Consider the following 22,223-nt stretch of genomic DNA (forward strand, 5'->3'; position numbering starts at 1 on the left):
CTCAGCATGCTTTTTCGTATCGGTTGCAGTGCACTCTGAATGGGGTCGGCATGACGGACATCAGCACATCTCGATTTGGGTACAAACGATTCACACGCTCGGTGGCAGTCGCAGGCATCGCCGCGCTGGCCATGGTCATGGGCAATGGCACTGCGTCGGCCGGCGTGGACAATTCCAGCTCCGTGATCGACGCAAGAGGAAATCGCATCGAAGTCGTGCAGGGCGACACGGTGTATCAGGTCGTACCGCCGCTGGACGGCGTACCCACCAGCGTGGAGTTCTTCCACAACGGCTACGCCGGGGTCGCCATCACCGGGCCGAACGCGGAGGAGTTCAAGGGGACTCAGCTCACGGTCGGTTATCAGATCGGTTATCCGGTCGCACTGGCAGGCGCGACGATCGTTCTGAACACGCCCGGACTCGGGTTCGCGATCGGGTCGAGCAACGGAATCAACCTGGGACTCGTTCCGGACTTCACGCTGGACCTGAACGCGGGTACCAACGCGGAACTCGCCGGTGACATCATTCCGTCGCAGGAACTCGACATCGACCTGGAGCCCGGTGGAATCACCACCGTTCCGATCCTCGAGGGTCAGGAGTTCGACGGATCGGCCGCTGTGGTCAGGATGCAGGGAGTTCATGGCTCCATCTCCGGTGCTATCGGGCCGGTCACCATCCGTCCGTACGCGATGGCCGTGACGGAGAACGGTGACACCGTGATGACTTACGGTGTGCCGCAGAAGCTCAACTAGGCAGCCCGCCCGACAGGGTGCCTGACAGGGGTCGCCGGACTGACGTCCGGCGACCTTTGTCGACTGACATGGACGACGACGTCGCCTGTGATCCACGCGGCGGCACCGAGCAAGGCGATCACGAAAAGCATCCAGTGCCCGACGTAGGCGCCGACGATCGCTCCGATCGTCACGGCGAGTCCGGCATGCACCACCACCTCACCGCCGGCGGTGCCGAGGAGGTAGTCTTCGGCACCGCTACCGGCACGTCGAGGGTCCACTGCATCCGGCATGACCGCTCCTCGCGACGACCCGACAATTCCCCTCGGGGCGCGGAAAATACCCGCCTCCCTGATTGGCTGCGGGGTTCCCGCGAGGTAGGCGAGATAAACGTGAACAGACCGATCAGTTTCTTGTGACGACCACGAACGGCCCGGTCTCCGACACCGTGAATCGGGGGTCGTCGAACAGTTCTTTCGGGAACGTGACGGTGTAGCGGCGCACGTTGGGATCGTTGGGATACACGTCCTCGGCGAGCCGCAGGGTGTACCCGTCGGGGCCCTGCCGGAACACGAACGCGTCGGGGGCGCGCCACGGCGCCGCGTCGAGTGCGGCCACCAACTGGTCGGGCGTCTCGAGTTCGCTCCAGTCCGCGATGGTCCGGGCGCGTCCGGCGAAGTCCGCCAGGGGATTCGAGTAGTGCGACGTCAGCGCCTGGAACCCGAGGTAGGGGTAGAAGCTGAGGAAACTGGTGTCGGCGGTGAGGACCACCGTGTCGTCGCGGTCGCGGGGGACCCGCGCCTGGATCAGCTGGTCGACTGCCGCGTAGTGGGCGGCGGCGCCGGGTGGGCGCTGGTCGGCGCGTTCACCGTTGCCGTCGGTGTCGGTGTAGGCGACGGCGATATCGGAGTCGAGGAACTTGGGGATGTTCTGGACGAACGACAGCGCGCCCAGCACACCGATCACCAGGACCGCCCCCTTGACCCGCGGGTTGTCACTGGTCGCGAGCACGAGCCAGCCTGCGAATTCGACGAATCCGAAGACACCCGCCGCGCCGAGCAGGACGATCAGCACAGGCTCGAGCCGGAACGAGAGGAGGGTGCTGCCGAGCACGGTGACCGCCATCGACAGCAGCGACCACAGGTAGATGGCCACCACCCCGACGCCGAGTGCCTGCGCGCGCCGCGACGTCGACGCGCGGGCGACGAGCCAGATGGTGCCGAGCAGGCACAGTGCCCCGGTGAGGGAGAAGTGGATCATCGGCAGCGGCAGATGCGCGCCTGCCTCGGGCAGATAATGCAGCGCTGTTCCCGACGCCGCGGGCGAACCGCCCACGACCTTCAGCAGATACGGCAGCCAGACGGTCAGTGCGAGAAGGCCGGACACTGCGGCGATCACGATCAGCCGGACCAGCGGATCGATCGCCGCCCGCCACGACTTCCGGGCGCGTATCCGCAGGGTCGCGGCGAGCAGTGCGAGCAGGGTGATCGCGAAGGCGGCGAGTCCGAGGTACAGCGTGTAGAACGTGGCGGCGAGGCCGAGGAACAGTCCGGTGCCGATCACGGCGCCCCAGCCGCCGCGCCCGTCGACGCGGTTCAGACCGCCCCAGGCGAGGACGAGTGCGGGGCCGATCAGCAGGGTGATGACGGCGCCGTACGGTTCGGGTGATCCGTAGGCCAGGACGAGTGCCGTGGTCGCGAGGGACACGACGATGGCCAGGTCGTGGCGGATCAGGTTGCTCCACAACACCAGTGCCACGACGGCTGCGACGGCGAGCGATCCGATGGCGTACGGCTTGAAGGCTTCCCAGCCGTCCGTACCGAGGAGGTTGGCGACGCGCCCGCCCACCCAGAACCAGCCGGCCGGGTAGTACGGCGGCAGGTCGGCGTACGTCATGTCGCGCAACGCCGCCGAGTCGGTCAGCCGCGTGAGGTACTCGGTGCGGAACTCCTGGTCGACGGAGACGCCGTGCAGGTAGAGCTTGGTGGCCGCGAGCGGCAGACCGAGGGTGACGGTCACGAACCCGGACAGGCTCGCCCACGACAGCAGCCGGGCGAAGCGCGGGGCCCGGTGCAGTCGCACGAGCAGCACCGACACCGCGATACCTGCGATGGCTACGACCTGGCCGACGGTGGTGACGGCCTGGGTCACGTTGGACGAGTTGAACGCCGGCCACTGCACCCGCGCGAACGCGAACAGTCCGACCGCCGCCACCACTGCGGCCACGACGGCCCCCAGCAGCATTTCGACAGCTGTCGACAGGGACCGTCGGGCCGGTGCTACGTCTGCTTCCGTCACGAGGGCGAAGCTTAGATGGGCAGCTTCTTGAAGATCGGTCGCGGGATGTGCCGCAGGATCATCATCACGTAGCGGAAGGCGCCCGGCGCCCACACGAGATCCTTGCCCTTCTCCGCCGACGTGACGGCGAGCTTGGCCACGTCTTCCTTGTTCACGGTGAGCGGGGCTTCCTTCACGTCCGCGGACATGCGGGTGCGGACCTGGCCGGGACGGATGACGAGGACGCGCGGACCGAACTCGCGCAGTGCCTCACCGAGTCCGAGGTAGAAGCCGTCGAGTCCGGCCTTGGTGGATCCGTATACGAAGTTGGAGCGGCGCACGCGCTCACCGGCAGCGGACGACATGGCGATGATCTGCCCGAAGCCCTGCGCCTTCATCTTCTCGCCCACGAGCACGCCCACCGACACCGCGGCCGTGTAGTTGACCTCGGCGATCTGGACGGCCTTGCGCTGGTTCTGCCACAGTTCCTCGGCGTCGCCGAGCAGGCCGAACGCGACGATGGCGACGTCGACGTCGCTTTTGGCCCACGCCTCGTCGATGACCTTCGGGTGGCTCTCGGTGTCGACGGCGTCGAAGTCGATGACGTCGACGGCGTTGGCGCCGGCCGCCTTCAGCTGGGCGACGGCGGCATCGCGACCGGGATCGCCCGGCAGTGCGGCGAGGATCACCCGCATCGGCGCCTTCTTCAGGTACTCCTCGCAGATCGCGAGACCGATCTCGGAGGTGCCACCGAGCAGCAGCAGAGTCTGGGGGTTCCCGACAGCGTTGATCACTAGAGTTCCAACCTTCTGGACATATCGGAGGCGAAGACATTGGTGGGGTCGTACTTGCGGCGGGTGGCGATCCACTCGTCGATCCGCGGGTACATGGCGTGGAAGGTCTCGGCGGTGGTCCGCGAGTCCTTGGCCGTGTAGAGGCGGCCGCCGAACTTCAGGACCCGCTTGTCGAGTTCGGTGACGAACTCGTTCAGGCCGGGCTTGATGCGGAAGTCGACGCAGATGTTCCAGCCCGGGATCGGGAAGCTCAGCGGGGCATGGTTGCCCTCGCCGAACAGCTTGAACACGTTGAGGAACGAGTAGTGCCCCGACTTCTGGATGTCGCGGATGATGGCCTTGAACTCCTCGACCGCGGTGGTCGGCACCACGAACTGGTACTGCAGGAACCCGTTGGATCCGTAGGCGCGGTTCCACTCACCGAACATGTCGAGCGGGTGGTAGAACTGCGTCAAGTTTTGAACCTTGTCGCGGTAGGTGCCGGACTTCCGGAACCACAGCTCGCCGATCATCGAGAAGTTGAACTTGTTGGCCAGGCCGTTCGGGAAGACGTCCGGGAATGTCAGCAGCTGCGGAGCGTCGAACGCAAGAGGGTTCTTCTGCAGCTTGGCCGGCAACTGGTCGAGCTTCGCGAGCGAACCGCGGGAGATCGCCGCGCGACCCAGCTTCGGCGGCGCCGCGATGGCGTCGAACCAGGCGCTCGAGTACTCGTAGTTGGATTCGCTGCCGTCGCTGTGCAGCGCGATGGTCTCGTCGAGCGTCTGGGTCACGTCACCGTCGGCGATGAAGTACGCCGTCTCGGTGGGCGTCATCTTGATGGTCGCCTTGAGGATGATGCCCGTCAGGCCCATGCCGCCGATCGTCGCCCAGAACAGTGCGCCCTTGGGGTCGTTGCGGCCGCCCTTCGGCGTCAGCGTGCGTACCTTGCCGTCGGCGGTGAGCAGGTCCAACGACACCACGTGGTTACCGAAGCTGCCGGCGCTGTGATGGTTCTTGCCGTGGATGTCGGAGCCGATGGCGCCGCCGATGGTGACCTGCCGGGTGCCCGGCAGCACCGGAACCCACAGCCCGAACGGCAGGGCCGCCTTCATCAGCTGGTCCAGGTTGACGCCGGCGTCGACCTCCACCAGGTGGGTGTCGCGGTCGATGCGGTGGATCCGGTTCAGCGCATTCATGTCGATGACCAGGCCACCGGCATTCTGCGCCGGGTCGCCGTAGGAGCGGCCGAGGCCACGGGCGATCACCCCACGCTGCAGGTGAGCGGGCTTCGACTCGTTCTGCTCCGCGACCTGGGCGACCGCTCGCGCGATCACTTCCACGTCGGGAGTGGACAGCACCTGCGCGGTAGTGGGCGCGGTGCGTCCCCAGCCGGTGAGGGTGCGGGTCTGTGTGGGGAGCGCCTGGGTGGGCGTCTCTTCTGCTGTCGTGGACATCGAGGTAGAGGGTACCCGGAGGCCGGCCCCGCGGGCCCGTGCGTACTTATCCACCGCACGCGGTCGACAAGTACTCACGGGGCGCTAGCCTCGTCGTCGTGTCAGAAACCCAGCCGAGTCACGAGCACGAACCGCACGTTCCGCTCCCCGTCGAGATCCCCGTCACCGAGAACATCGCGGACGACGCACTGGACCTGAAGACGCAGATCATCCGTTTCGTCCTGACCGGCGGATTGTCGGCGATCGTCGACTTCGGCCTGTACGTCCTGCTGTTCGAAGTTGTCGGGCTCCCCGTGAACGTGGCGAAGTCGATCAGCTTCATCGCGGGCACCACCACCGCGTACCTGATCAACCGCCGGTGGACGTTCAAGGCCGAACCGAGCCGTGCCCGCTTCGTGGCCGTCGTCATCCTCTACGCGGTCACGTTCGCCGTGCAGGTGGGCCTCAACTGGGTGATGTATCACGCTTTCCCCGACGAATGGTGGCGTCTGCCGCTCGCGTTCGTCATCGCCCAGGGCACGGCGACGGTCATCAATTTCGTCGTGCAGCGCGCGGTGATCTTCAAGATCCACTAGGGCCTGCCGGGCAACCGCACGGCAATGCCCTGGCGGGTGCTGCGATGACCCCGATCCGGGGGTTTCGGTAACGACTCAGCAACTTCTCTGGCGCGGCAGGCGTGTTCGGTGAGAATCGATCAATGCTGATTGTTCTCGACACCTCGGCCGTCACACGAGACGCGCGCTTCGAGACGTTCGTCCGGGACGCCCTCGACCAGGGCAGCCGGGTACTCGTTCCCCGCCTCGTCCTCGTCGAGGTCGCGCACCGGTACCAGCGGGAGTCCGTCGCGATGATCGACGCCCTGACCGTCCAGGCGCGGATGTACGACCGGCTCGGGCTCCGGGAGGACCTGTCCGTCTTCGTCGACGCCGCCCGGGCCAAGGCCGACGGGTACGTCGACTCGCTCGCCAGGCAGTTGGAGGCGATGGGCTGCGACGTGATCGAGCCGGCACACGCCTCACACCTCGAGATCGCCCGTCGCGAGTTGCAGCGTCGTCGGCCCTATGTGGACAAGAAACGGCACGGCTACACCGCCACGGTGAACTGGCTGACGGTCCTGGACATCGCCGATCGCCGCCCGTCCGAGGACGTGGTGTGGGTCACTGCGAACTCCCGGGCGTTCGGCAGCGGCGAACCCTCGACGTGGCACGACGAGATCTGGGCCGAGCTGCAGGACCGTGGCCTCGAGAACCGGGTGCGGTGGGTGGTCGATCTCGACGACCTCGATCTGGGGGACACGGACGTGCCTCGCCGCGAGCGGGTCTTCGAACCGGTCCTGCCGCCGCCGCCCGTGGCCGCGGTGCCGGCGCCACTCCCGCCCCGGCCTCCCCTCCCGCCCCGGGCACCCGTAGCGACTCCCGACACCGTGGAACCCCCGGCCGCGACGCTTCCTCCCGTGCACGTGGCACGACCCCGGGTGGCGCCGCAGCGGATCCTGCCCTCGGCCAACGCGGACACCGGCGGGCGCCGCGGCATCGGCAGGATGATGGGCGGACGAAAGCGCAAGGTCACCGTGGTGGACGAGCTCGACGAGCTCGATTTCGGCTGAGCCGACCCCCGACGGCCCGCTTGCCGCGCCTGCGATAACGATTCGGGCAGAGGGGATAACGACTTGGGGCCGAAGCCACCATGAGTGACACACGACCGCGGCGGGTACTCCAAGGTTGAAGTTACGTATCCGTCAACGGCGACGGGTACCGGCGACCAGGGGAGAAGGCATGAAATCTGTGCCGAACGACCGCAAGCCGTCCGCGCAGCAGCGGAGCGGGACACCGATCGTCCAGTACCGTTCGGGGGCGAGGCTCGCGGGGCCGAGTATCGAATCCCAGGTTCTCTACCAGGCGTGCAGGTGGTTTCTCCGGCCTGTGGTGCGGATGGCCCCGATCAACGAATCGGCGATTCGCAGGGCCGCGTTGCTGGATTTGGCGGCGGGGATCCGTCCCGCGTCCGGTATTCGCCGCCAGAAGGTGCGACTGCCCGGATTCGACGCGGAGATCGTGCGCGCGCCGGGGGTGTCTCCCGATCTGGGCGACGGTGTGGTCCTCTACCTGCACGGCGGCGGGTTTCTGTGTTGCGGGCTGAACACGCATCGGCCGGTGGTCGCGACGATCGCGAAGCTGACCCGGCTGCCGGTGATGCACGTCGGCTACCGGCAACTGCCCGACACGAACATCAGCGGTTCGGTCGACGACTGCCTGACGGCGTACAAGTGGTTGCTGGAGAACGGAGCCCGCGCGGGCGGGACGGTGTTCGCCGGCGATTCGGCCGGCGGGTTCCTCGTCTTCGCGACTGCGCTGAAGGCCCGCGAGGAGGGCGTCGATCTGCCCGCCGGCCTGGTCGGACTGTCGCCGCTGCTGGACCTGGACTGCGCCGACAAGCTGGTGCACGCCAATGCCGCCCGCGACGTGTTCGCGCCCGTGGAGGCGCTCGTCACCATCGGCAAGCTCGGCGGCGAGGTGGACGGCGTGCTCGACCCTGCGCTGTCGCCCGTGAACGGGACTCTCGAGGGTCTGCCGCCTGCGCTGCTGGTCGCTGCGGAAGGTGAGGTGCTGCGGTCGGATTCGGAGCTGATGGCGTCTCGGCTGAGCGCGGCGGGTGTTCCGACGACGCTGCAGATCTGGGACGGCCAGGTGCACGCGTTCCCGGCGTTGTGGCCCGGTCTGCCGGAAAGCCGTGCGGTGCTTCAGCGTATCGCGCGTTTCGTCGCGACACGTGTGCGACCGGAGGACGGCGTCGCCCGGGACAAGACCGCCTGACTACCGCGGCGGGCCTTTCTCGAGCACGATCGTCGTCGATCGCTGTTGTCCGGTCTCGTCGAACCAGCGCACCGCGACCTCGTCGCCGGGGTGCCGCCCGATCATGCGTTCGCTGAGATCATCCGAGGACCGGACGGGTGTTCCGTCGAAATCGGTGATGACATCTCCGATCTCGATGCCCGCTTCGTCGGCGGGGGTGCCGATGCTGACCCAGAGCACTTCGGCGCCCCGATCGTCGTCGGTGACACTGATCCCGAGGAGGGGGGTGTCGCCGATGTGCACGGTGGCGGACGTGGTTCCGGCGCGGACCTGATCGACGATCGTCATCGCGGTGTCGATGGGCACCGCATACGATCTCGGCTGAGCGGGAGCGGGTTTCGTGGGGTCGGAGTCGGCGTTGCCCGCGGTGTTGACGCCGATGACGGCGGCGGTGGCGTCGACGAGGGGGCCGCCGGAGTCGCCGGGACGTACGGCCGCGTCGATCTGGATCAGCCCGTTCAACCGGTTCCGGGAACCGTCGGTGGAACTGCGGGCGGTGATCGTCTGCTCGACGTCGGTCACGAACCCGCGGGCCGCCACCGGAACTCCGCCTCCCTCCGCGTTACCCACGGCGGTAACCGGGTCGCCGATGCCGATGGTGGTGTCCTTCGCGAGGGTCGCCACCGGGAGGTCGCCCGCGCCCCGGAGCCGGAGTACCGCGACGTCGCGCGAACTGTCGTAGCCGAGGACGTCCGCGACGTACGCCGCACCGTCGCCCAGGCTCACCGCGCTGATGTCGAGGGCGCCGTCGATCACGTGGTGGTTGGTGAGGACGACGCCGTCGGGGGTGAGCACGATCCCCGTTCCCGCGGTTTCGACGAGGCCCGAATCCGCGACGAGGGTGACGATCGCCGGGATCACCCTGGCCTCGACCTCCTCCGGGGCCAGGGCCACGGGCGGCGGCGGAGGAGGCGCGGCGGGCTGGGCGACCGTCGCCGCGGGCGGTCCCGGCTCGCGGACCGGTGGTGCGCTCAGCAGCAGGCTGCCGATCACCGCCGTGGCCACGGCGAGGACCGTTGCGGCGCGGGGCGTCGTCATGCCCGGTTGTCGTCGTCGCGGGGTCGGGTTCAGGACTGTTTCAGGGATCCCCAGCCGTGCCAGGTGTCGATCTCGATCCAGGCGCTGACCCGTTTGCGGTCGCGGACGGGGTACGGCTTGCCGGTGTAATGCGTGGCGAGGCGGTCGATGTCGGCGAGTTCTTCGTCGACCACGAACTCGGCCACGCGGCCCTGGACGCTGACGTGGGTGATCCAGTCGTCGGGGTCCATCGCGGTGAGGCTGACGCGGGGGTCGCCGCGCAGGTAGTCCAGGCGTCGACGCTCGGCGTCCATGTTGACCAGCACCCTGCCGTCCTCGAACAGGTACCAGGTGGCCACGGACACGGGCTGGCCGTCGGGTCGGACGCAGGCGATGGTGGCGTAATTGGGCCGAGCGAACATCTCGGCGGCTTTCGGTGTCAGAGGTGGCTTCGACATGTCCGAAAGATACTCCGAAGGCCTCCGGCCCTGTGCGTGGTTGACGAGTCTCGGCGCTCGTCAACCCCGCACGGGGCAGGCGGCCGTGGACTCGCGGACGACGAGCGTCGGGGTGAACGAGAGCTGCTGGTGCCGGTGGGTGTCGGGGTTGTTGACCTGGTCGAGCAGGAGTTCGGCCGCCGCCCGTCCCAGTTCGTTCCGCGGCTGGGCGACGGAGGTCAGCGGCACGGCCGCACCGGCGGCGTAGTCGATGTCGTCGTACCCGACGATTGCGAGGTCTTCGGGCACGCGCTTGCCGTGCTGGATGAACTCCTGGAGCACTCCGAGCGCGAGCAGGTCGTTGGCGCAGAACGCCGCCGTGGGCCGCTCGTCACCCGCCATCGCGAGGATCTCGCGGGCCGCCTGGGCGCCGGCCTCGATGCTGAGGGACCGGGTGGCGACGGTGCGCATGCGGGTGCTCGCCGATTCCGCGACGGCGCTGAGCGCCCCGTCCCGGCGGTCGCGGACCTGCCTGATGGTGTCGGGCCCGCCGACGAACACGAGGTTCCGATGCCCCTGCTCCATGAGGTGGCGGGCGGCGATCCGGCCGCCGTGGACGTCGTCGACGGCGACGGAGGATCGGCCGGGTGTGCGGGACCCGCGGTCGAGCAGGACCACCGGTGTGCCCTGACGGTCGAGGTTGGCGAGCATCGGGGTGCTCTCGCCGGTCGGGCAGAGCAGGATTCCGTGGACGCGCTGTTCCATGAGCTGGCCGAGCTGCCGGTTCTCGCGTTCTTCCGATTCACCGGTGCTGACCATGACCATCAGCAGCTCGTTCGCCTCGGCGACTTCCTCGGCGCCCGACGCGACGTCGACGAAGAAGGGGTTGCGCGCGTCGAGGACGACGACGGCGAGCATCCGCGACTGGCCGGCGCGGAGTTGGCGGGCGGCGTCGTTGCGGACGAAGCCGAGCTGTGTGATGGCCGCATGCACACGCTGGCGGGTCGCCTCGGAGACCAGTTCGGGGTGATTGAGCACGTTGCTGATCGTTCCCATCGAGACGCCCGCGAGTGCGGCGACCTCGCGCATGGACGCTGCCATTCGGTTCCCCCTTCAGCCGGCTCGTTCGACTGCGCACATTGTCGCGTCGGCCGGTGCCCGAGAACAATCCGGCGCTCTTGAATCGCTTCAGTCCCAGTATCGCCGTCCGTGGTTGCGGAATCAAGGCCGGCTGCCAGGCGAGACGATGCAGGGCGGTCAGTAATGGGCATGGCGTGCTTTTATAACGATAAGATCACGGTGGTGACCGGGTTTGCCGAACCTCTTGACTTGTGGCGCCTATCACTTCTAGCTTCATGAACGAGAAATGAACCGTTTCAATCGGAGGTGCTGAATGAGCGTCCCCCCTGTGGTGCCGTTGCTGGAAGTGCGGGACGTCACCAAGTCCTTCGGCAACGTCGCTGCTGTTCAGGGTGTGTCGTTTCCGCTCTACGGCGGCGAGGCACACGCCCTCGTCGGAGAGAACGGTGCAGGCAAGTCGACCATCGTGAAGATGCTCGCCGGCGTGCACGGCCCCGACACCGGATCGCTCCTCGTCGGCGGCGAGGAAGTGTCGCTCGGGTCACCCTCGGACGCCAAGGCCCGGGGCATCGCGGTCATCTACCAGGAGCCGACGCTGTTCCCCGACCTCACCATCGCGGAGAACATCTTCATCGGCACCCAGCCGCGGGCCCGGCTCGGAATGATCGACCGCGGCGCGATGAACACCGCCGCCCGCGCGCTGTTCGACCGTCTCGGTGTCCCGATGGACCCGGACCGGCTGGCCAGCGGACTGTCGATCGCCGACCAGCAGCTCGTCGAGATCGCGAAGGCGCTCTCCACCGACGCCACCGTCATCGTCATGGACGAGCCGACCGCGGCGCTGTCCGGCAACGAGGTGGAGCGGCTGTTCAAGGTCGCCCGGTCCCTCTGCGCGTCCGGCTCGGCGGTCATGTTCATCTCGCACCGCTTCGAGGAGATCTTCGCGTTGTGCCAGCGGGCCACCGTGATGCGCGACGGACGGCACATCTCGACCTCGGAGCTGGCGGGGCTGACGGTCGACGACCTCGTCCGCAGCATGGTCGGCCGCGACCTCGGCGCGCTGTTCCCGAAGATCGACGTGGAACCGGGCGCCGTCGTCCTCGAGATCGAGAACCTGTCGCGTGCAGGGGTCTTCTCCGACATCAGTTTCCAGGTCCGGGCCGGCGAGATCGTGGCGCTGTCCGGGCTGGTCGGGGCCGGCCGGTCCGAGGTCATGCAATCGGCGTTCGGTGTGGACCCCCGCGACAGCGGAGACGTCCGGGTGCGCGGCAAGAGCCTGCGCAAGGGCAGCCCGAAGGCCGCGATGCGTGCCGGGATGGCGCTCGTCCCGGAGGACCGTCGCCAGCAGGGTCTGATCCTGGACATGTCGATCGAGCGCAACGCCACATTGACGCGGTCGTCCGCTCTCGCGCGGTTCGGCTTCCTCTTCGGGGGACGGGAGCGTCGGTCGGCATACGAGTGGACGAAGAAACTGCAGACCAAGTACGCGCGCATCACCGACCCCGTCGGGGTGCTGTCGGGTGGCAATCAGCAGAAGGTCGTGCTCGCCAAGTGGATGGCCACCGCGCCGAGCGTCCTGATCGTGGACGAACCCACCCGCGGAATCGACGTCGGCACCAAAGCCGAAGTGCACCGGATCATCTCGACGCTCGCCAGTGAAGGCGTCGCCGTCGTGATGATCTCCTCCGAACTGCCGGAGGTGCTCGGAATGGCCGATCGCGTCCTTGTGATGAGGGAAGGACGAATCGTGTCGGAACTGAGCAGGTCCGAGGCCGACGAGGAGAAGATCATGTTCGCTGCAACGGGTTCGGAGGCTGCCGCATGAGCGCACCCACCCGCGTCGCACCTGCAGGTGCCGCGAAGCCCTCGGTGAAGTCGGACGAGGGGCCGTCCCCGATCGAGAAGGTGCTGCAGGTCCGGTCGCTCGGCATCCTCGCCGCGCTGATCGTTCTGATCGTGGTCACCACGATGCAGAACAGCAATTTCCTGTCCTCCCAAAGTATTCGCGACATCCTGCTGGCGGCATCGATCGTCGGGGTTCTGGTGGTCGGGCAGACCGTCGTCATGATCACCAAGAACATCGACCTCTCGGTCGGCTCGGTTCTCGGCCTGTCGGCGTTCGCCGCGGGCAGTGTCATGAAGGGCGCCGACGGCGCACCGATCGTGGTGGGGATTCTCGCGGGCATCGCGGTCGGTGCGATCTGCGGACTCGCCAACGCGCTGCTCGTGCGGTTCGGCGGAGTTCCCGCCCTGGTCGTCACGCTCGGCACCATGTACATCTTCCGGGGCATCGCCTACCTGTGGGCGGGCGGCGAGCAGATCACCGCCGACGAGATGCCGTCGAACTTCCTGACACTCGGTACCGCAACGCTTTTCGGTGTCCCGGTGCTCGTCGTCGTCGCGGTGGTGGCGGTGGTCCTCGCCGGGGTGTATCTCCGTCGGTACCGCAGCGGCCGCGACCTCTACGCCATCGGGTCGAACGGCCATGCCGCCGAACTCGCGGGCATCGCCGTCGGCAAGCGCATCCTGCTCGCCTTCGTGTTCTCCGGGGCCATGGCCGGAATCGCCGGGGTCATGTTCGCGGCGCGTTTCGGCACCGTCGACGCCGCCGCCGGATCCGGATACGAACTCAACGTGATCGCGGCCGCCGTCGTGGGCGGTGTGGCCGTGGTCGGTGGCGTCGGCACCGTCTGGGGCGCCGCGCTCGGCGCGCTGCTCCTGACCACCATCAACAGTTCGCTGCCCGTTCTCCAGATCAACCAGTTCTGGCAGCAGGCCATCGTCGGTGCGCTGATTCTCATCGCCATCGCGGCCGATCGGCTGCTCGCGGTGCGTGCCGCACAGCAACTTCGGAAGAGGAGCGCCCATGTCGACTGACACCATCGAGCCGGCGACGACCGCACAGCCGGACACCGCAGGTCGGACGTCGACGGTCGGCCGGGCCCGCGAGGTGCTCGCCGGCTGGGACTCGGCGATCATCGCCATCACGGTCGTCGTACTGGTGGTCGCCTCGGTCACCAACCCCGACTTCGGGAGCAGCCGCAACTTCGCGTTCCTCGTCCTCGATCTCGCGCCGATCTTCCTGATCGCACTGCCGATGACGTTCATCATCATCACCGGGGAAATCGACCTGTCGGTGGCGAGCGTCCTGGGGCTGAGCGGCGCCGCGATGGGCTGGATGTGGAACAACGGCTTCGCCATCGAGATGATCATCCCGATGTGCATCCTGCTCGGCTGCGTCCTCGGTGCCCTCAACGGGTTCCTGGTCGCCAAGCTGGGGTTGCCGTCCCTGGCCGTCACGATCGGCACCCTGGCCCTCTTCCGTGGGCTCGCGTTCGTCCTCCTCGGTGACCAGGCGGTGTCCAACTTCCCCCGCGCGTACACGTCGTGGGTGACGGGAACTGTCGGGGGCACGTCCATCCCCAATCTCGCGATTCCGCTGGTCGTGGTGGCCTTGGTGTTCGCGGTGATCCTCCAGGCCACGCCGCTCGGCCGCGACATCTACGCGACCGGCGCCAGCGACACGGCGGCACGCTTCGCCGGTATCGACGGGGCGAGGCTGAAGTTCTGGCTCTACGTGGTGTGCGGGGCGGTCGCCGCCCTCGCCGGAGTGCTGTGGAGTCTGCGGTACTCGAGCGCCCGCGCCGACAACGGATCCGGTCTCGAACTGGCCGTGGTCGCCGCGGTGCTCCTCGGCGGTGTGTCGATCTTCGGCGGCAAGGGCCGGTTGGTCGGCGTGCTCGCCGCGGTGGTGCTGCTCGCCACGCTGCAGAATGCGCTGCGGCTCGAGGACATCTCGAACGAGGCGCTCACCATCGTCACCGGCGTTCTCCTGATCGTGGCGGTACTGCTTCCGAATCTGCTGAAGACCGTGCGGACGTCCGCGCAGCGTCGAAAGCTGCAGAACGCCTCCTGAATTCTCCTGCTCCACAGCTCTTTCTCACTTCAGCGTTCGCAGTGACGCGAACACGAGGAAAGGATCCACCATGACCCGATTCCGCCGGACCTTCGTTCCCCTGGCGGGGATCGTCGCAGTCTCGATCGGACTGACGGCCTGCGGCGGCACCACCCAGGATTCGGCGTCGAACTCGGGAGGTGGCGACCGCGCCACCGGTACCGCGAACCCCGACGCGCCGATCCAGGACGGCCTGCAGGTCGCGTTCCTCCCCAAGCAGCTCAACAACCCGTACTCCGACATCGAGGTCGGGGGCGGCAAGACCGCAGTGGAGGAGTTCGGCGGCGAGTACAAGCTCGTCGGCCCCAACGATGCGAGCGCGTCCTCGCAGGTGTCCTACATCAACACGCTGATCCAGCAGGGCCAGAACGTGATCAACATCGCGGCCAACGACCCGAACGCCGTGTGCCCGTCGCTGAACCAGGCCCGCGACGCCGGCATCAAGGTCGTGACGTTCGATTCGGACGCGGCCGAGGACTGCCGCGACCTGTTCATCAACCAGGCCACCACCCAGGGGGTCGGGGAGACGCTCGCGAAGATGACGAGCGAGCAGATCGGCGGCACCGGCAAGATCGCGGTGCTGTCCGCCACCCCCAACGCCACCAATCAGAACGCCTGGATCGAGGTGCTGAAGGCCGAGCTCGCGAGCAAGCCCGAGTACCAGAACATCGAGCTGGTGGCCACGGTGTACGGCAACGACGACGACCAGAAGTCGTTCCAGGAAACGCAGGGCCTCCTGCAGACGTACCCCGACCTGAAGGCGATCGTGTCGCCCACGACGGTCGGCATCGCCGCGGCGGCGCGCTACATCTCGTCGTCGAGCTACAAGGGCAACATCGTGCTCACCGGCCTCGGCACCCCGAACCAGATGCGGGAGTACGTGAAGAACGGCACCGTCAAGGAATTCGCCCTCTGGGACCCGACCAACATCGGCTACCTCTCCGCCTACGCCGGTGCCGCGCTGGCATCCGGTCAGATCACCGGCGCCGAGGGGCAGAAGTTCACGGCAGGCAAGCTCGGCGAGTACACGATCGGCGCCGGCGGCGAGGTCGTCCTCGGCCCGCCCACCGTGTTCGACGCGAACAGCATCGACCAGTACAACTTCTGAACCGTCCGATGAACAAGTACTGCTTCACCCTGCAACTCCGGCCGGACCGGATCGACGAGTACGTTCGCCGGCACGCCCAGGTCTGGCCGGAGATGCTCGAAGCCCTGAAAGCCAGCGGGTGGCACAACTATTCGCTGCACATCCGGCCGGACGGGCTGATCGTCGGCTACGTCGAGGCGGCCGATCTCGAACAGGCACAGGCGGCCATGGCGCGCACCGACGTCAATCGGCGTTGGCAACACGACATGGCGCCGTTCTTCGAACTCGAGGGTGTGGCCCCCGACGAGGGATTCACGCTCCTCACCGAGATCTTCGACCTGGACGCCGCCCAGCTCCACACCCCTCTCGACCACACGATCTCCACCGAAGGATGATTCACCATGACGGCAACTGACACTCGGCGCGCGGCCGGCGACATCTCCGCCCTCGCCGACTTCGGAATCGAAGTGCCCAGTTGGGCATACGGGAATTCCGGCACCCGATTCAAGGTGTTCGCCACCGCCGGCGTCCCGCGCGATCCGTACGAGAAGATCGAGGACGCCGCACAGGTGCACCGGGTGACCGGGGCGGCGCCGCGGGTGTCGCTGCACATCCCGTGGGACCGTGTCGACGACTTCGGCAAGCTCGCCGCGTTCGCCGCCGATCAGGGGGTGTCGCTGGGGGCGATCAACTCCAACGTCTTCCAGGACGACGACTACAAGCTGGGGTCGCTGACCAACGCCGACCCGAAGATCCGCGCGAAGGCCGTCGCCCACCACGTCGAGTGCATCGACGTCATGCGGGCGACGGGCTCGAAGGATCTGAAGCTGTGGCTGCCCGACGGCACCAACTACGCCGGCCAGGATTCGATCCGCGCCCGGCAGGATCGGCTCGCCGATTCGCTGCAGAAGATCTACGCCGAACTCGACGACGATCACCGCCTGCTGATCGAGTACAAGTTCTTCGAGCCGTACTTCTACACCACCGACATTCCCGACTGGGGAACGTCGCTGCTGCACTGCCTGGCGCTGGGCGAGAAGGCGCAGGTGGTCCTGGACACCGGTCATCACGCGCCGGGCACGAACATCGAATTCATCGTCGCCCAGCTGATCCGGCAGGGACGGCTCGGCGCCTTCGATTTCAACTCCCGCTTCTACGCCGACGACGACCTGATCGTCGGATCCGCGGACCCGTTCCAGCTGTTCCGGATCATGCACGAGATCGTCCGGGCGGGAGCGCACCTCCCGGATTCCGGGGTGAACTTCATGCTCGACCAGTGCCACAACATCGAGCCGAAGATTCCCGGCCAGATCCGGTCGATCATGAACGTCCAGGAAGCCACGGCCAAGGCACTGCTCGTCGACGGCGACGCACTCGAGGCGGCCCAGCAGTCGGGTGACGTGCTCGGCGCCCACGCGGTATTGATGGACGGGTACAACACCGACGTCCGGCCGCTGCTGGCGGAACTGCGCGAATCGCAGGGCAGGGAAGCCGACCCGATCGGCGCATTCGCGCGCTCCGGATACCTGGAGCGGATCGAGCGCGAGCGGGTCGGCGGAAACCAGGCGAGCTGGGGCGCGTGATGACCGCGACGACGGCGGACGCCGTGCCCGCCCGCCTCGACCGCGTGCGTCCCCGGAAGACCCGGCTGGGGCTGGTGTCAGGTGGGCTCGGCGCCTACTGGCCGCAGTTCCCCGGACTCCTGGGGGTCCTGCAGGAGTCCGCCCGTTACGTGACGGGCCGATTCGAGGAGCAGGACTGTCAGGTCGTCGATGCCGGGTTCGTCTCGGACCCGCAGGAGGCCGCCGTCGCGGCCGAGACGCTGCGGCAGGCCGACTGCGACCTGGTGGTGATCTTCCTGACCACCTACCTGACGTCGTCGATGGTGCTGCCGATCGCGCAGCGGACCAACGTTCCGGTGCTGCTGATCGATCTGCAGCCGACCGAGGCGATGGATCACGCGAACACCGACACGGGGACGTGGCTGGCCTACTGCGGACAGTGCCCGCTGCCGGAGGTCGCGAACGTGTTCCGGCGCAGTGGCATCGACTTCCGGTCGGTGTCGGGGTATCTGCACGACGAGAACGCCTGGCGGCGTATCGACGCCTGGGTGAGTGCCGCCTCGGCACGGGCCGCCCTGCGGCACGGCAGGCTCGGACTCATGGGTCACCTGTACCCGGGGATGCTCGACATCTCGACCGACATGACTCTGTTGTCGTCGCAGTTCGGCGCGCATGTGGAGGTGCTCGAATTCGACGACCTCCGGGTGCGGGTCGATGCGGTCACCGATCGTGAGACGGCAGACCGCGTCGCGCTCGCGAAAGAGATTTTCGCGCTCGACAGTTCGGTGAACGCGGACGATCTCGCCTGGGGAGCCAGGGTCTCCGTCGGTCTCGACCGCCTCGTCGCAGACTTCGCGCTCGACGCCATGGCGTACTACCACCGCGGGCTCGGCGGTGAACTGCACGAACAGCTCGGCGCCGGAATGATTCTCGGAGCGTCCCTGCTCACCGCCCGCGGTATTCCGCTGGCCGGGGAGTACGACATTCGCACCGCGGTCGCGATGCTGGTCTCGGACCGGATGGGCGCCGGTGGATCGTTCACGGAACTGCAGGCACTGAACTTCCGCGACGGGGTCGTCGAAATGGGTCACGACGGACCTGCGCATCTGCAGATCTCGTCCGCCGAACCGCTGCTCCGCGGTCTCGGTGTCTATCACGGCAAGCGGGGGTACGGCGTCAGCGTCGAGTTCGACGTGACCCACGGGCCCGTCACGACCTTCGCGGTCGGACAGAACCGCGACGGTTCGTACACCTTCATCGCGTCCGAGGGCGAAGTGGTTCCCGGCCCGTTGCTGGCGATCGGCAACACCACGTCCCGGGTCGACTTCGGCCGGGATCCGGGGGAGTGGACGGACGAGTGGAGTGCCACCGGGACCGGTCACCACTGGGCGTTGTGCGTCGGGCACCGCGCCGGCGCGATCAAGGCCGCAGCAGAGTTGCTCGGCATCGAATTCATCCGGGTCTGAAGTCAAGAATCTCGAGGGAGAAACACGAAGTGAACGCCACGAGCACGATCGCCGAACTGATCGCACGGTCCAACAGACTGGGCGCCGACGCTCGGAACACCAACTACGCCGGCGGCAACACCTCCGCCAAGGGAACCGACGTCGACCCCGTGACCGGCGCCGAGGTGGAACTCGTCTGGGTGAAGGGTTCCGGGGGTGACCTCGGCACGCTGAAGCCCGCCGGTCTCGCCGCGCTGCGCCTCGACCGGGTCCGCGCCCTGACCGACGTCTACCCGGGCCTCGACGCCGAGGACGACATGGTCGCCGCCTTCGACTACTGCCTGCACGGCAAGGGCGGCGCCGCGCCGTCGATCGACACCGCGATGCACGGTCTGGTGAACGCGCCGCACGTCGACCATCTGCATCCCGATTCCGGCATCGCGTTCGCGACTGCCGCGGACGGTGAGGAGCTGACCCGCAAGTGCTTCGGCGACCGGGTGGTGTGGGTGCCGTGGCGCCGCCCCGGTTTCCAGTTGGGCCTCGACATCTCGGCCATCGCGGAGGCGAACCCGCAGGCGATCGGCTGCATCCTGGGCGGTCACGGCATCACCGCGTGGGGGTCGACGAGCGAGGAATGCGAGCAGCGTTCGCTCGAGATCATCCGCACCGCCGAGCAGTTCATCGCCGACAACGGCCGCGAGGAGCCGTTCGGTCCCGCGATCGCGGGCTACGCTGCTCTGCCCGCCGAGGAGCGCCGCCGCCGCGCCGCCGCACTGTTCCCGCTGCTGCGTGGACTGGCGTCCACCGATCGCCCGCAGGTGGGGCACTTCACCGACAGCGACGAGGTGCTGAACTTCCTGGCGGCGCAGGAGCATCCGCGTCTCGCCGCGCTGGGCACGTCGTGCCCGGATCACTTTCTCCGCACCAAGGTCCGGCCGATGGTCCTCGACCTGCCGCCGACCGCGTCGCTCGAGGACGTCACCGCGCGACTGCGTGAGCTGCACACCGCCTACCGCGAGGACTACGCCCGGTACTACGCCGAGTACGCGGAGCCGGGCAGCCCGGCGATGCGCGGCGCCGACCCCGCCATCGTTCTGGTCCCCGGTGTCGGGATGTTCTCGTTCGGCGCGAACAAGCAGACCGCGCGGGTGGCGGGCGAGTTCTACGTCAATGCGATCAACGTGATGCGCGGTGCCGAGGCCATCTCCACCTACCAGCCGATCGACGAGCGGGAGAAGTTCCGCATCGAGTACTGGGCCCTCGAGGAGGCGAAGCTGGCGCGCATGCCGAAGCCGGCACCGCTCGCCACCCGCATCGCCCTGGTCACCGGTTCGGCGTCGGGGATCGGCAAGGCGATCGCGCAGCGCCTCGCCGCGGAGGGTGCGTGCGTCGTCATCGCCGACCTGGGCCAGGCGAAGGCGGCCGAGGCCGCCGCCGAGATCGGCGGCAGCGACGTCGCCGTCGGCGTCGCAGCGGACGTGACCAGCGCCGATCAGGTCGCCGCGGCGTTCGAGGCCACGGTGCTGGCGTTCGGCGGCGTCGACCTCGTCGTCAACAATGCCGGACTGTCGATCTCCAAGCCGCTGCTCGAGACCACCGAGAAGGATTGGGACCTGCAGCACGACGTGATGGCGAAGGGCTCGTTCCTGGTGTCGCGGGAGGCGGCGCGGGTGATGACCGCCCAGGCGATGGGCGGCGACATCGTCTACATCTCGTCGAAGAACTCGGTGTTCGCCGGGCCCAACAACATCGCGTACTCGGCGACGAAGGCCGACCAGGCCCACCAGGTGCGTCTGCTCGCGGCGGAGCTGGGCGAGTACGGCATCCGCGTCAACGGCATCAACCCGGACGGTGTGGTGCGGGGTTCGGGCATCTTCGCCGGCGGCTGGGGCGCCGAGCGGGCCGCCGTGTACGGCGTCGAGGAGGAGAAGCTGGGCGAGTACTACGCGCAGCGCACCCTGCTCAAGCGGGAGGTGCTGCCCGAGCACGTCGCCAACGCGGTGTTCGCGCTCACCGGCGGCGACCTCACGCACACGACCGGACTGCACATCCCCGTGGATGCCGGTGTCGCTGCGGCGTTCCTGCGCTGATGGATGCGTTCGCCGCGATCGACCTGGGCGCGTCCAGCGGGCGGGTGATGCTGGGCCGCGTCGCCGACGGCGTGATCACCCTCGACGAGGTCGCGCGCTTCCCGAACCGCCCGGTGCGGCTGGACGGATCGCTGCACTGGGATCTGGCCGGCCTGTACCGGGGTGTGCTGGACGGACTGCGGGCCGCGGCGACGGAGGCCGAGGCCCGCGGTGATGTTCTCGTGTCGATCGGTATCGACACGTGGGCGGTGGATTACGGGCTCCTCGGCGGCGACGGCTCGCTCCTCGGGATGCCGTACCACTACCGCGATCAGCGGACGTGGGGCGTCGCGGCCGGGGTGCGATTGTCGATACCGGATCGGGAGTTGTTCGAGCGCAACGGTATCGCGCAACTGCCGTTCAACACGCTGTACCAGCTGCTGGCCGAGCTCGAGAGCGGCGCGCAGCGGCTCGACGTGGCGGAGCAGTTGCTGATGATCCCCGACCTTCTGGCGTACTGGCTCAGCGGGGTGCGCGTCGGCGAGGTGACCAATGCGTCCACTACCGGTCTGCTCGATCCGGTGAGCCGCGACTGGGATCGTGCGCTGGTTACCCGGCTCGGTCTCGACGACCGCGTGCTACCGCCGTTGGCGGAGCCCGGTTCGGCGATCGGACCCGTCCGGCCCGATGTCGCCGAAGACATCGGCGCGACGGACCGTCCCCCGATGGTGGTGGCGGTCGGCAGCCACGACACGGCGTCGGCCGTCGTCGCGGTACCCGCGGCGAGCACGCGGTTCGCGTACATCGCGTCGGGGACGTGGTCGCTGGTGGGAAGGGAACTGCCCGGCCCGGTGCGCACCGAGGACGTGCGGGCGGCGGGGTTCACCAACGAGGCCGGCGTCGACGGCACCACCCGGTTGCTGCGGAACGTGATGGGCATGTGGCTGGTGCAGGAGTCGATGCGGCAGTGGCAGGCGGACGGGCTCGCAATGTCACTGCAGGAACTGCTGGAGGACGCCGCAGCGCTCACCGACCTCGGCTCCGTCGTCGACCCGGACCTGCCGGTGTTCCTGCCGCCGGGAGACATGCCCGCCCGCATCGCCGCCGAATGCGCGCGGACGGGTCAGCGCGTGCCGGAAAATCCGGCCGAGGTGATCCGATGTGTGCTCGACAGTCTCGCGGACGCGTACCGGCGGTCGGTGCAGTCGCTCGTCGAGCTCACCGGCACGCCGATCGACGTGGTGCACATCGTCGGCGGCGGATCCCAGAACGCCCTGCTGTGCCAGCTGACGGCGGACGCCACCGGGCTGCCCGTCGTCGCCGGACCCGTCGAGGGTTCCGCCCTCGGCAACGTCCTGGTGCAGGCTCGGGCGGCCGGTGTGCTGTCCGGGGGACTCGCCGAACTGCGTGCGGTCGTGTCGGATTCGATCACCCTGCGCGAGTTCGCGCCGTCGGCCGCTGCGCTGTCCCGGGCCTGACGCCTG

At 68.0% G+C, this 22,223-nt stretch carries 20 protein-coding genes; 13 read left to right on the forward strand and 7 right to left on the reverse strand.

All coding sequences use genetic code 11. The annotated features are described in order from the left end of the window. The first annotated feature begins 50 nt into the window (after nucleotides 1-50). Nucleotides 51-752, forward strand: a complete 702-nt coding sequence (locus tag PSR88_RS20725; protein WP_011596572.1) for an MspA family porin — start codon at nucleotides 51-53, stop codon at nucleotides 750-752. Here PSR88_RS20725 and PSR88_RS20730 read toward each other — a convergent pair. The 4 genes from PSR88_RS20730 to PSR88_RS20745 form a co-directional block, all read right to left on the reverse strand. Continuing rightward, complete coding sequence (locus PSR88_RS20730; RefSeq protein ID WP_016884430.1) at nucleotides 749-1,024, reverse strand: hypothetical protein; 276 nt, start codon at nucleotides 1,022-1,024, stop codon at nucleotides 749-751. The genes PSR88_RS20725 and PSR88_RS20730 overlap by 4 nt on opposite strands. Nucleotides 1,025-1,136: 112 nt before the next feature. After that, a complete protein-coding gene (locus PSR88_RS20735; protein WP_016884431.1) occupies nucleotides 1,137-3,029 on the reverse strand; it encodes a galactan 5-O-arabinofuranosyltransferase in 1,893 nt (630 codons plus the stop codon). 11 nt (nucleotides 3,030-3,040) lie between these two features. Continuing rightward, nucleotides 3,041-3,802, reverse strand: coding sequence for a decaprenylphospho-beta-D-erythro-pentofuranosid-2-ulose 2-reductase (locus tag PSR88_RS20740; RefSeq protein ID WP_005248822.1), 762 nt, complete (start codon nucleotides 3,800-3,802; stop codon nucleotides 3,041-3,043). Next, nucleotides 3,802-5,235 carry an FAD-binding oxidoreductase gene (locus PSR88_RS20745; RefSeq protein WP_016884432.1) on the reverse strand — a complete coding sequence of 478 codons (1,434 nt, stop codon included), beginning with the start codon at nucleotides 5,233-5,235 and terminating at the stop codon, nucleotides 3,802-3,804. Before PSR88_RS20745 ends, PSR88_RS20740 begins: the two co-directional genes overlap by 1 nt. A 98-nt stretch (nucleotides 5,236-5,333) precedes the next feature. Here PSR88_RS20745 and PSR88_RS20750 point away from each other — a divergent pair, with 98 nt between their 5' ends. From PSR88_RS20750 to PSR88_RS20760, 3 genes are all read left to right on the forward strand, one after another. Beyond that, on the forward strand, nucleotides 5,334-5,810 hold the full coding sequence (locus PSR88_RS20750; protein ID WP_009477153.1) for a GtrA family protein: 477 nt from the start codon (nucleotides 5,334-5,336) through the stop codon (nucleotides 5,808-5,810). Between the two features lie 122 nt (nucleotides 5,811-5,932). Then, nucleotides 5,933-6,841: a PIN domain-containing protein gene (locus PSR88_RS20755; RefSeq protein WP_016884433.1), complete on the forward strand. Its 909-nt coding sequence runs from the start codon at nucleotides 5,933-5,935 to the stop codon at nucleotides 6,839-6,841. Between the two features lie 169 nt (nucleotides 6,842-7,010). Further along, nucleotides 7,011-8,048: an alpha/beta hydrolase gene (locus PSR88_RS20760; RefSeq protein WP_011596577.1), complete on the forward strand. Its 1,038-nt coding sequence runs from the start codon at nucleotides 7,011-7,013 to the stop codon at nucleotides 8,046-8,048. Here the strand turns inward: PSR88_RS20760 and PSR88_RS20765 are convergent, their stop codons facing one another. Genes PSR88_RS20765 through PSR88_RS20775 form a run of 3 tightly spaced genes read right to left on the reverse strand, consistent with a single transcriptional unit; the run spans nucleotide 8,049 to nucleotide 10,642 of the window. Further along, nucleotides 8,049-9,125: a S1C family serine protease gene (locus tag PSR88_RS20765; RefSeq protein WP_016884434.1), complete on the reverse strand. Its 1,077-nt coding sequence runs from the start codon at nucleotides 9,123-9,125 to the stop codon at nucleotides 8,049-8,051. Nucleotides 9,126-9,154: 29 nt separating this feature from the next. Then, entirely contained in the window at nucleotides 9,155-9,562 is a 408-nt protein-coding gene (locus tag PSR88_RS20770) for a TIGR03618 family F420-dependent PPOX class oxidoreductase (RefSeq protein ID WP_009477157.1), read from the reverse strand. 60 nt (nucleotides 9,563-9,622) lie between these two features. Continuing rightward, the gene (locus PSR88_RS20775; RefSeq protein WP_011596580.1) at nucleotides 9,623-10,642 is read right to left on the reverse strand and encodes a LacI family DNA-binding transcriptional regulator; all 1,020 of its coding nucleotides are present in this window, start codon (nucleotides 10,640-10,642) and stop codon (nucleotides 9,623-9,625) included. Nucleotides 10,643-10,934: 292 nt separating this feature from the next. Between PSR88_RS20775 and PSR88_RS20780 the strand changes: the two genes are divergently transcribed. From PSR88_RS20780 to PSR88_RS20820, 9 genes are all read left to right on the forward strand, one after another. Next, nucleotides 10,935-12,446, forward strand: coding sequence for a sugar ABC transporter ATP-binding protein (locus PSR88_RS20780; protein ID WP_029539694.1), 1,512 nt, complete (start codon nucleotides 10,935-10,937; stop codon nucleotides 12,444-12,446). After that, nucleotides 12,443-13,498, forward strand: a complete 1,056-nt coding sequence (locus PSR88_RS20785; protein WP_011596582.1) for an ABC transporter permease — start codon at nucleotides 12,443-12,445, stop codon at nucleotides 13,496-13,498. Before PSR88_RS20780 ends, PSR88_RS20785 begins: the two co-directional genes overlap by 4 nt. Next, on the forward strand, nucleotides 13,488-14,537 hold the full coding sequence (locus PSR88_RS20790) for an ABC transporter permease (RefSeq protein ID WP_016884436.1): 1,050 nt from the start codon (nucleotides 13,488-13,490) through the stop codon (nucleotides 14,535-14,537). Before PSR88_RS20785 ends, PSR88_RS20790 begins: the two co-directional genes overlap by 11 nt. Nucleotides 14,538-14,607: 70 nt before the next feature. Next, nucleotides 14,608-15,684, forward strand: a complete 1,077-nt coding sequence (gene rhaS, locus PSR88_RS20795) for a rhamnose ABC transporter substrate-binding protein (protein ID WP_011596584.1) — start codon at nucleotides 14,608-14,610, stop codon at nucleotides 15,682-15,684. 8 nt (nucleotides 15,685-15,692) lie between these two features. Continuing rightward, complete coding sequence (locus tag PSR88_RS20800) at nucleotides 15,693-16,058, forward strand: L-rhamnose mutarotase (protein ID WP_016884437.1); 366 nt, start codon at nucleotides 15,693-15,695, stop codon at nucleotides 16,056-16,058. Between the two features lie 6 nt (nucleotides 16,059-16,064). After that, nucleotides 16,065-17,246 carry an L-rhamnose isomerase gene (rhaI, locus tag PSR88_RS20805; protein ID WP_009477162.1) on the forward strand — a complete coding sequence of 394 codons (1,182 nt, stop codon included), beginning with the start codon at nucleotides 16,065-16,067 and terminating at the stop codon, nucleotides 17,244-17,246. Continuing rightward, nucleotides 17,246-18,691, forward strand: coding sequence for an L-fucose/L-arabinose isomerase family protein (locus tag PSR88_RS20810; protein WP_016884438.1), 1,446 nt, complete (start codon nucleotides 17,246-17,248; stop codon nucleotides 18,689-18,691). The genes rhaI and PSR88_RS20810 overlap by 1 nt, the downstream gene beginning before the upstream one ends. A 29-nt stretch (nucleotides 18,692-18,720) precedes the next feature. Beyond that, nucleotides 18,721-20,760: a bifunctional rhamnulose-1-phosphate aldolase/short-chain dehydrogenase gene (locus PSR88_RS20815; protein WP_016884439.1), complete on the forward strand. Its 2,040-nt coding sequence runs from the start codon at nucleotides 18,721-18,723 to the stop codon at nucleotides 20,758-20,760. After that, the gene (locus PSR88_RS20820) at nucleotides 20,760-22,217 is read left to right on the forward strand and encodes a rhamnulokinase (RefSeq protein WP_016884440.1); all 1,458 of its coding nucleotides are present in this window, start codon (nucleotides 20,760-20,762) and stop codon (nucleotides 22,215-22,217) included. The genes PSR88_RS20815 and PSR88_RS20820 overlap by 1 nt, the downstream gene beginning before the upstream one ends. The last annotated feature ends 6 nt before the right edge of the window (nucleotides 22,218-22,223 follow it).

This window comes from Rhodococcus sp. DK176 (assembly GCF_038447315.2).
Lineage (GTDB): Bacteria > Actinomycetota > Actinomycetes > Mycobacteriales > Mycobacteriaceae > Rhodococcus_F > Rhodococcus_F jostii_A.

Bases quoted from the DNA above. Each gene is read 5' to 3' on its own strand.
- PSR88_RS20725 (WP_011596572.1), top strand. From the start codon at position 51: ATGACGGACATCAGCACATCTCGATTTGGGTACAAACGATTCACACGC.
- PSR88_RS20730 (WP_016884430.1), bottom strand. From the start codon at position 1,024: ATGCCGGATGCAGTGGACCCTCGACGTGCCGGTAGCGGTGCCGAAGAC.
- PSR88_RS20745 (WP_016884432.1), bottom strand. From the start codon at position 5,235: ATGTCCACGACAGCAGAAGAGACGCCCACCCAGGCGCTCCCCACACAG.
- PSR88_RS20755 (WP_016884433.1), top strand. From the start codon at position 5,933: ATGCTGATTGTTCTCGACACCTCGGCCGTCACACGAGACGCGCGCTTC.
- PSR88_RS20760 (WP_011596577.1), top strand. From the start codon at position 7,011: ATGAAATCTGTGCCGAACGACCGCAAGCCGTCCGCGCAGCAGCGGAGC.
- PSR88_RS20765 (WP_016884434.1), bottom strand. From the start codon at position 9,125: ATGACGACGCCCCGCGCCGCAACGGTCCTCGCCGTGGCCACGGCGGTG.
- PSR88_RS20770 (WP_009477157.1), bottom strand. From the start codon at position 9,562: ATGTCGAAGCCACCTCTGACACCGAAAGCCGCCGAGATGTTCGCTCGG.
- PSR88_RS20775 (WP_011596580.1), bottom strand. From the start codon at position 10,642: ATGGCAGCGTCCATGCGCGAGGTCGCCGCACTCGCGGGCGTCTCGATG.
- PSR88_RS20780 (WP_029539694.1), top strand. From the start codon at position 10,935: ATGAGCGTCCCCCCTGTGGTGCCGTTGCTGGAAGTGCGGGACGTCACC.
- PSR88_RS20785 (WP_011596582.1), top strand. From the start codon at position 12,443: ATGAGCGCACCCACCCGCGTCGCACCTGCAGGTGCCGCGAAGCCCTCG.
- PSR88_RS20790 (WP_016884436.1), top strand. From the start codon at position 13,488: ATGTCGACTGACACCATCGAGCCGGCGACGACCGCACAGCCGGACACC.
- rhaS (WP_011596584.1), top strand. From the start codon at position 14,608: ATGACCCGATTCCGCCGGACCTTCGTTCCCCTGGCGGGGATCGTCGCA.
- PSR88_RS20800 (WP_016884437.1), top strand. From the start codon at position 15,693: ATGAACAAGTACTGCTTCACCCTGCAACTCCGGCCGGACCGGATCGAC.
- rhaI (WP_009477162.1), top strand. From the start codon at position 16,065: ATGACGGCAACTGACACTCGGCGCGCGGCCGGCGACATCTCCGCCCTC.
- PSR88_RS20810 (WP_016884438.1), top strand. From the start codon at position 17,246: ATGACCGCGACGACGGCGGACGCCGTGCCCGCCCGCCTCGACCGCGTG.
- PSR88_RS20820 (WP_016884440.1), top strand. From the start codon at position 20,760: ATGGATGCGTTCGCCGCGATCGACCTGGGCGCGTCCAGCGGGCGGGTG.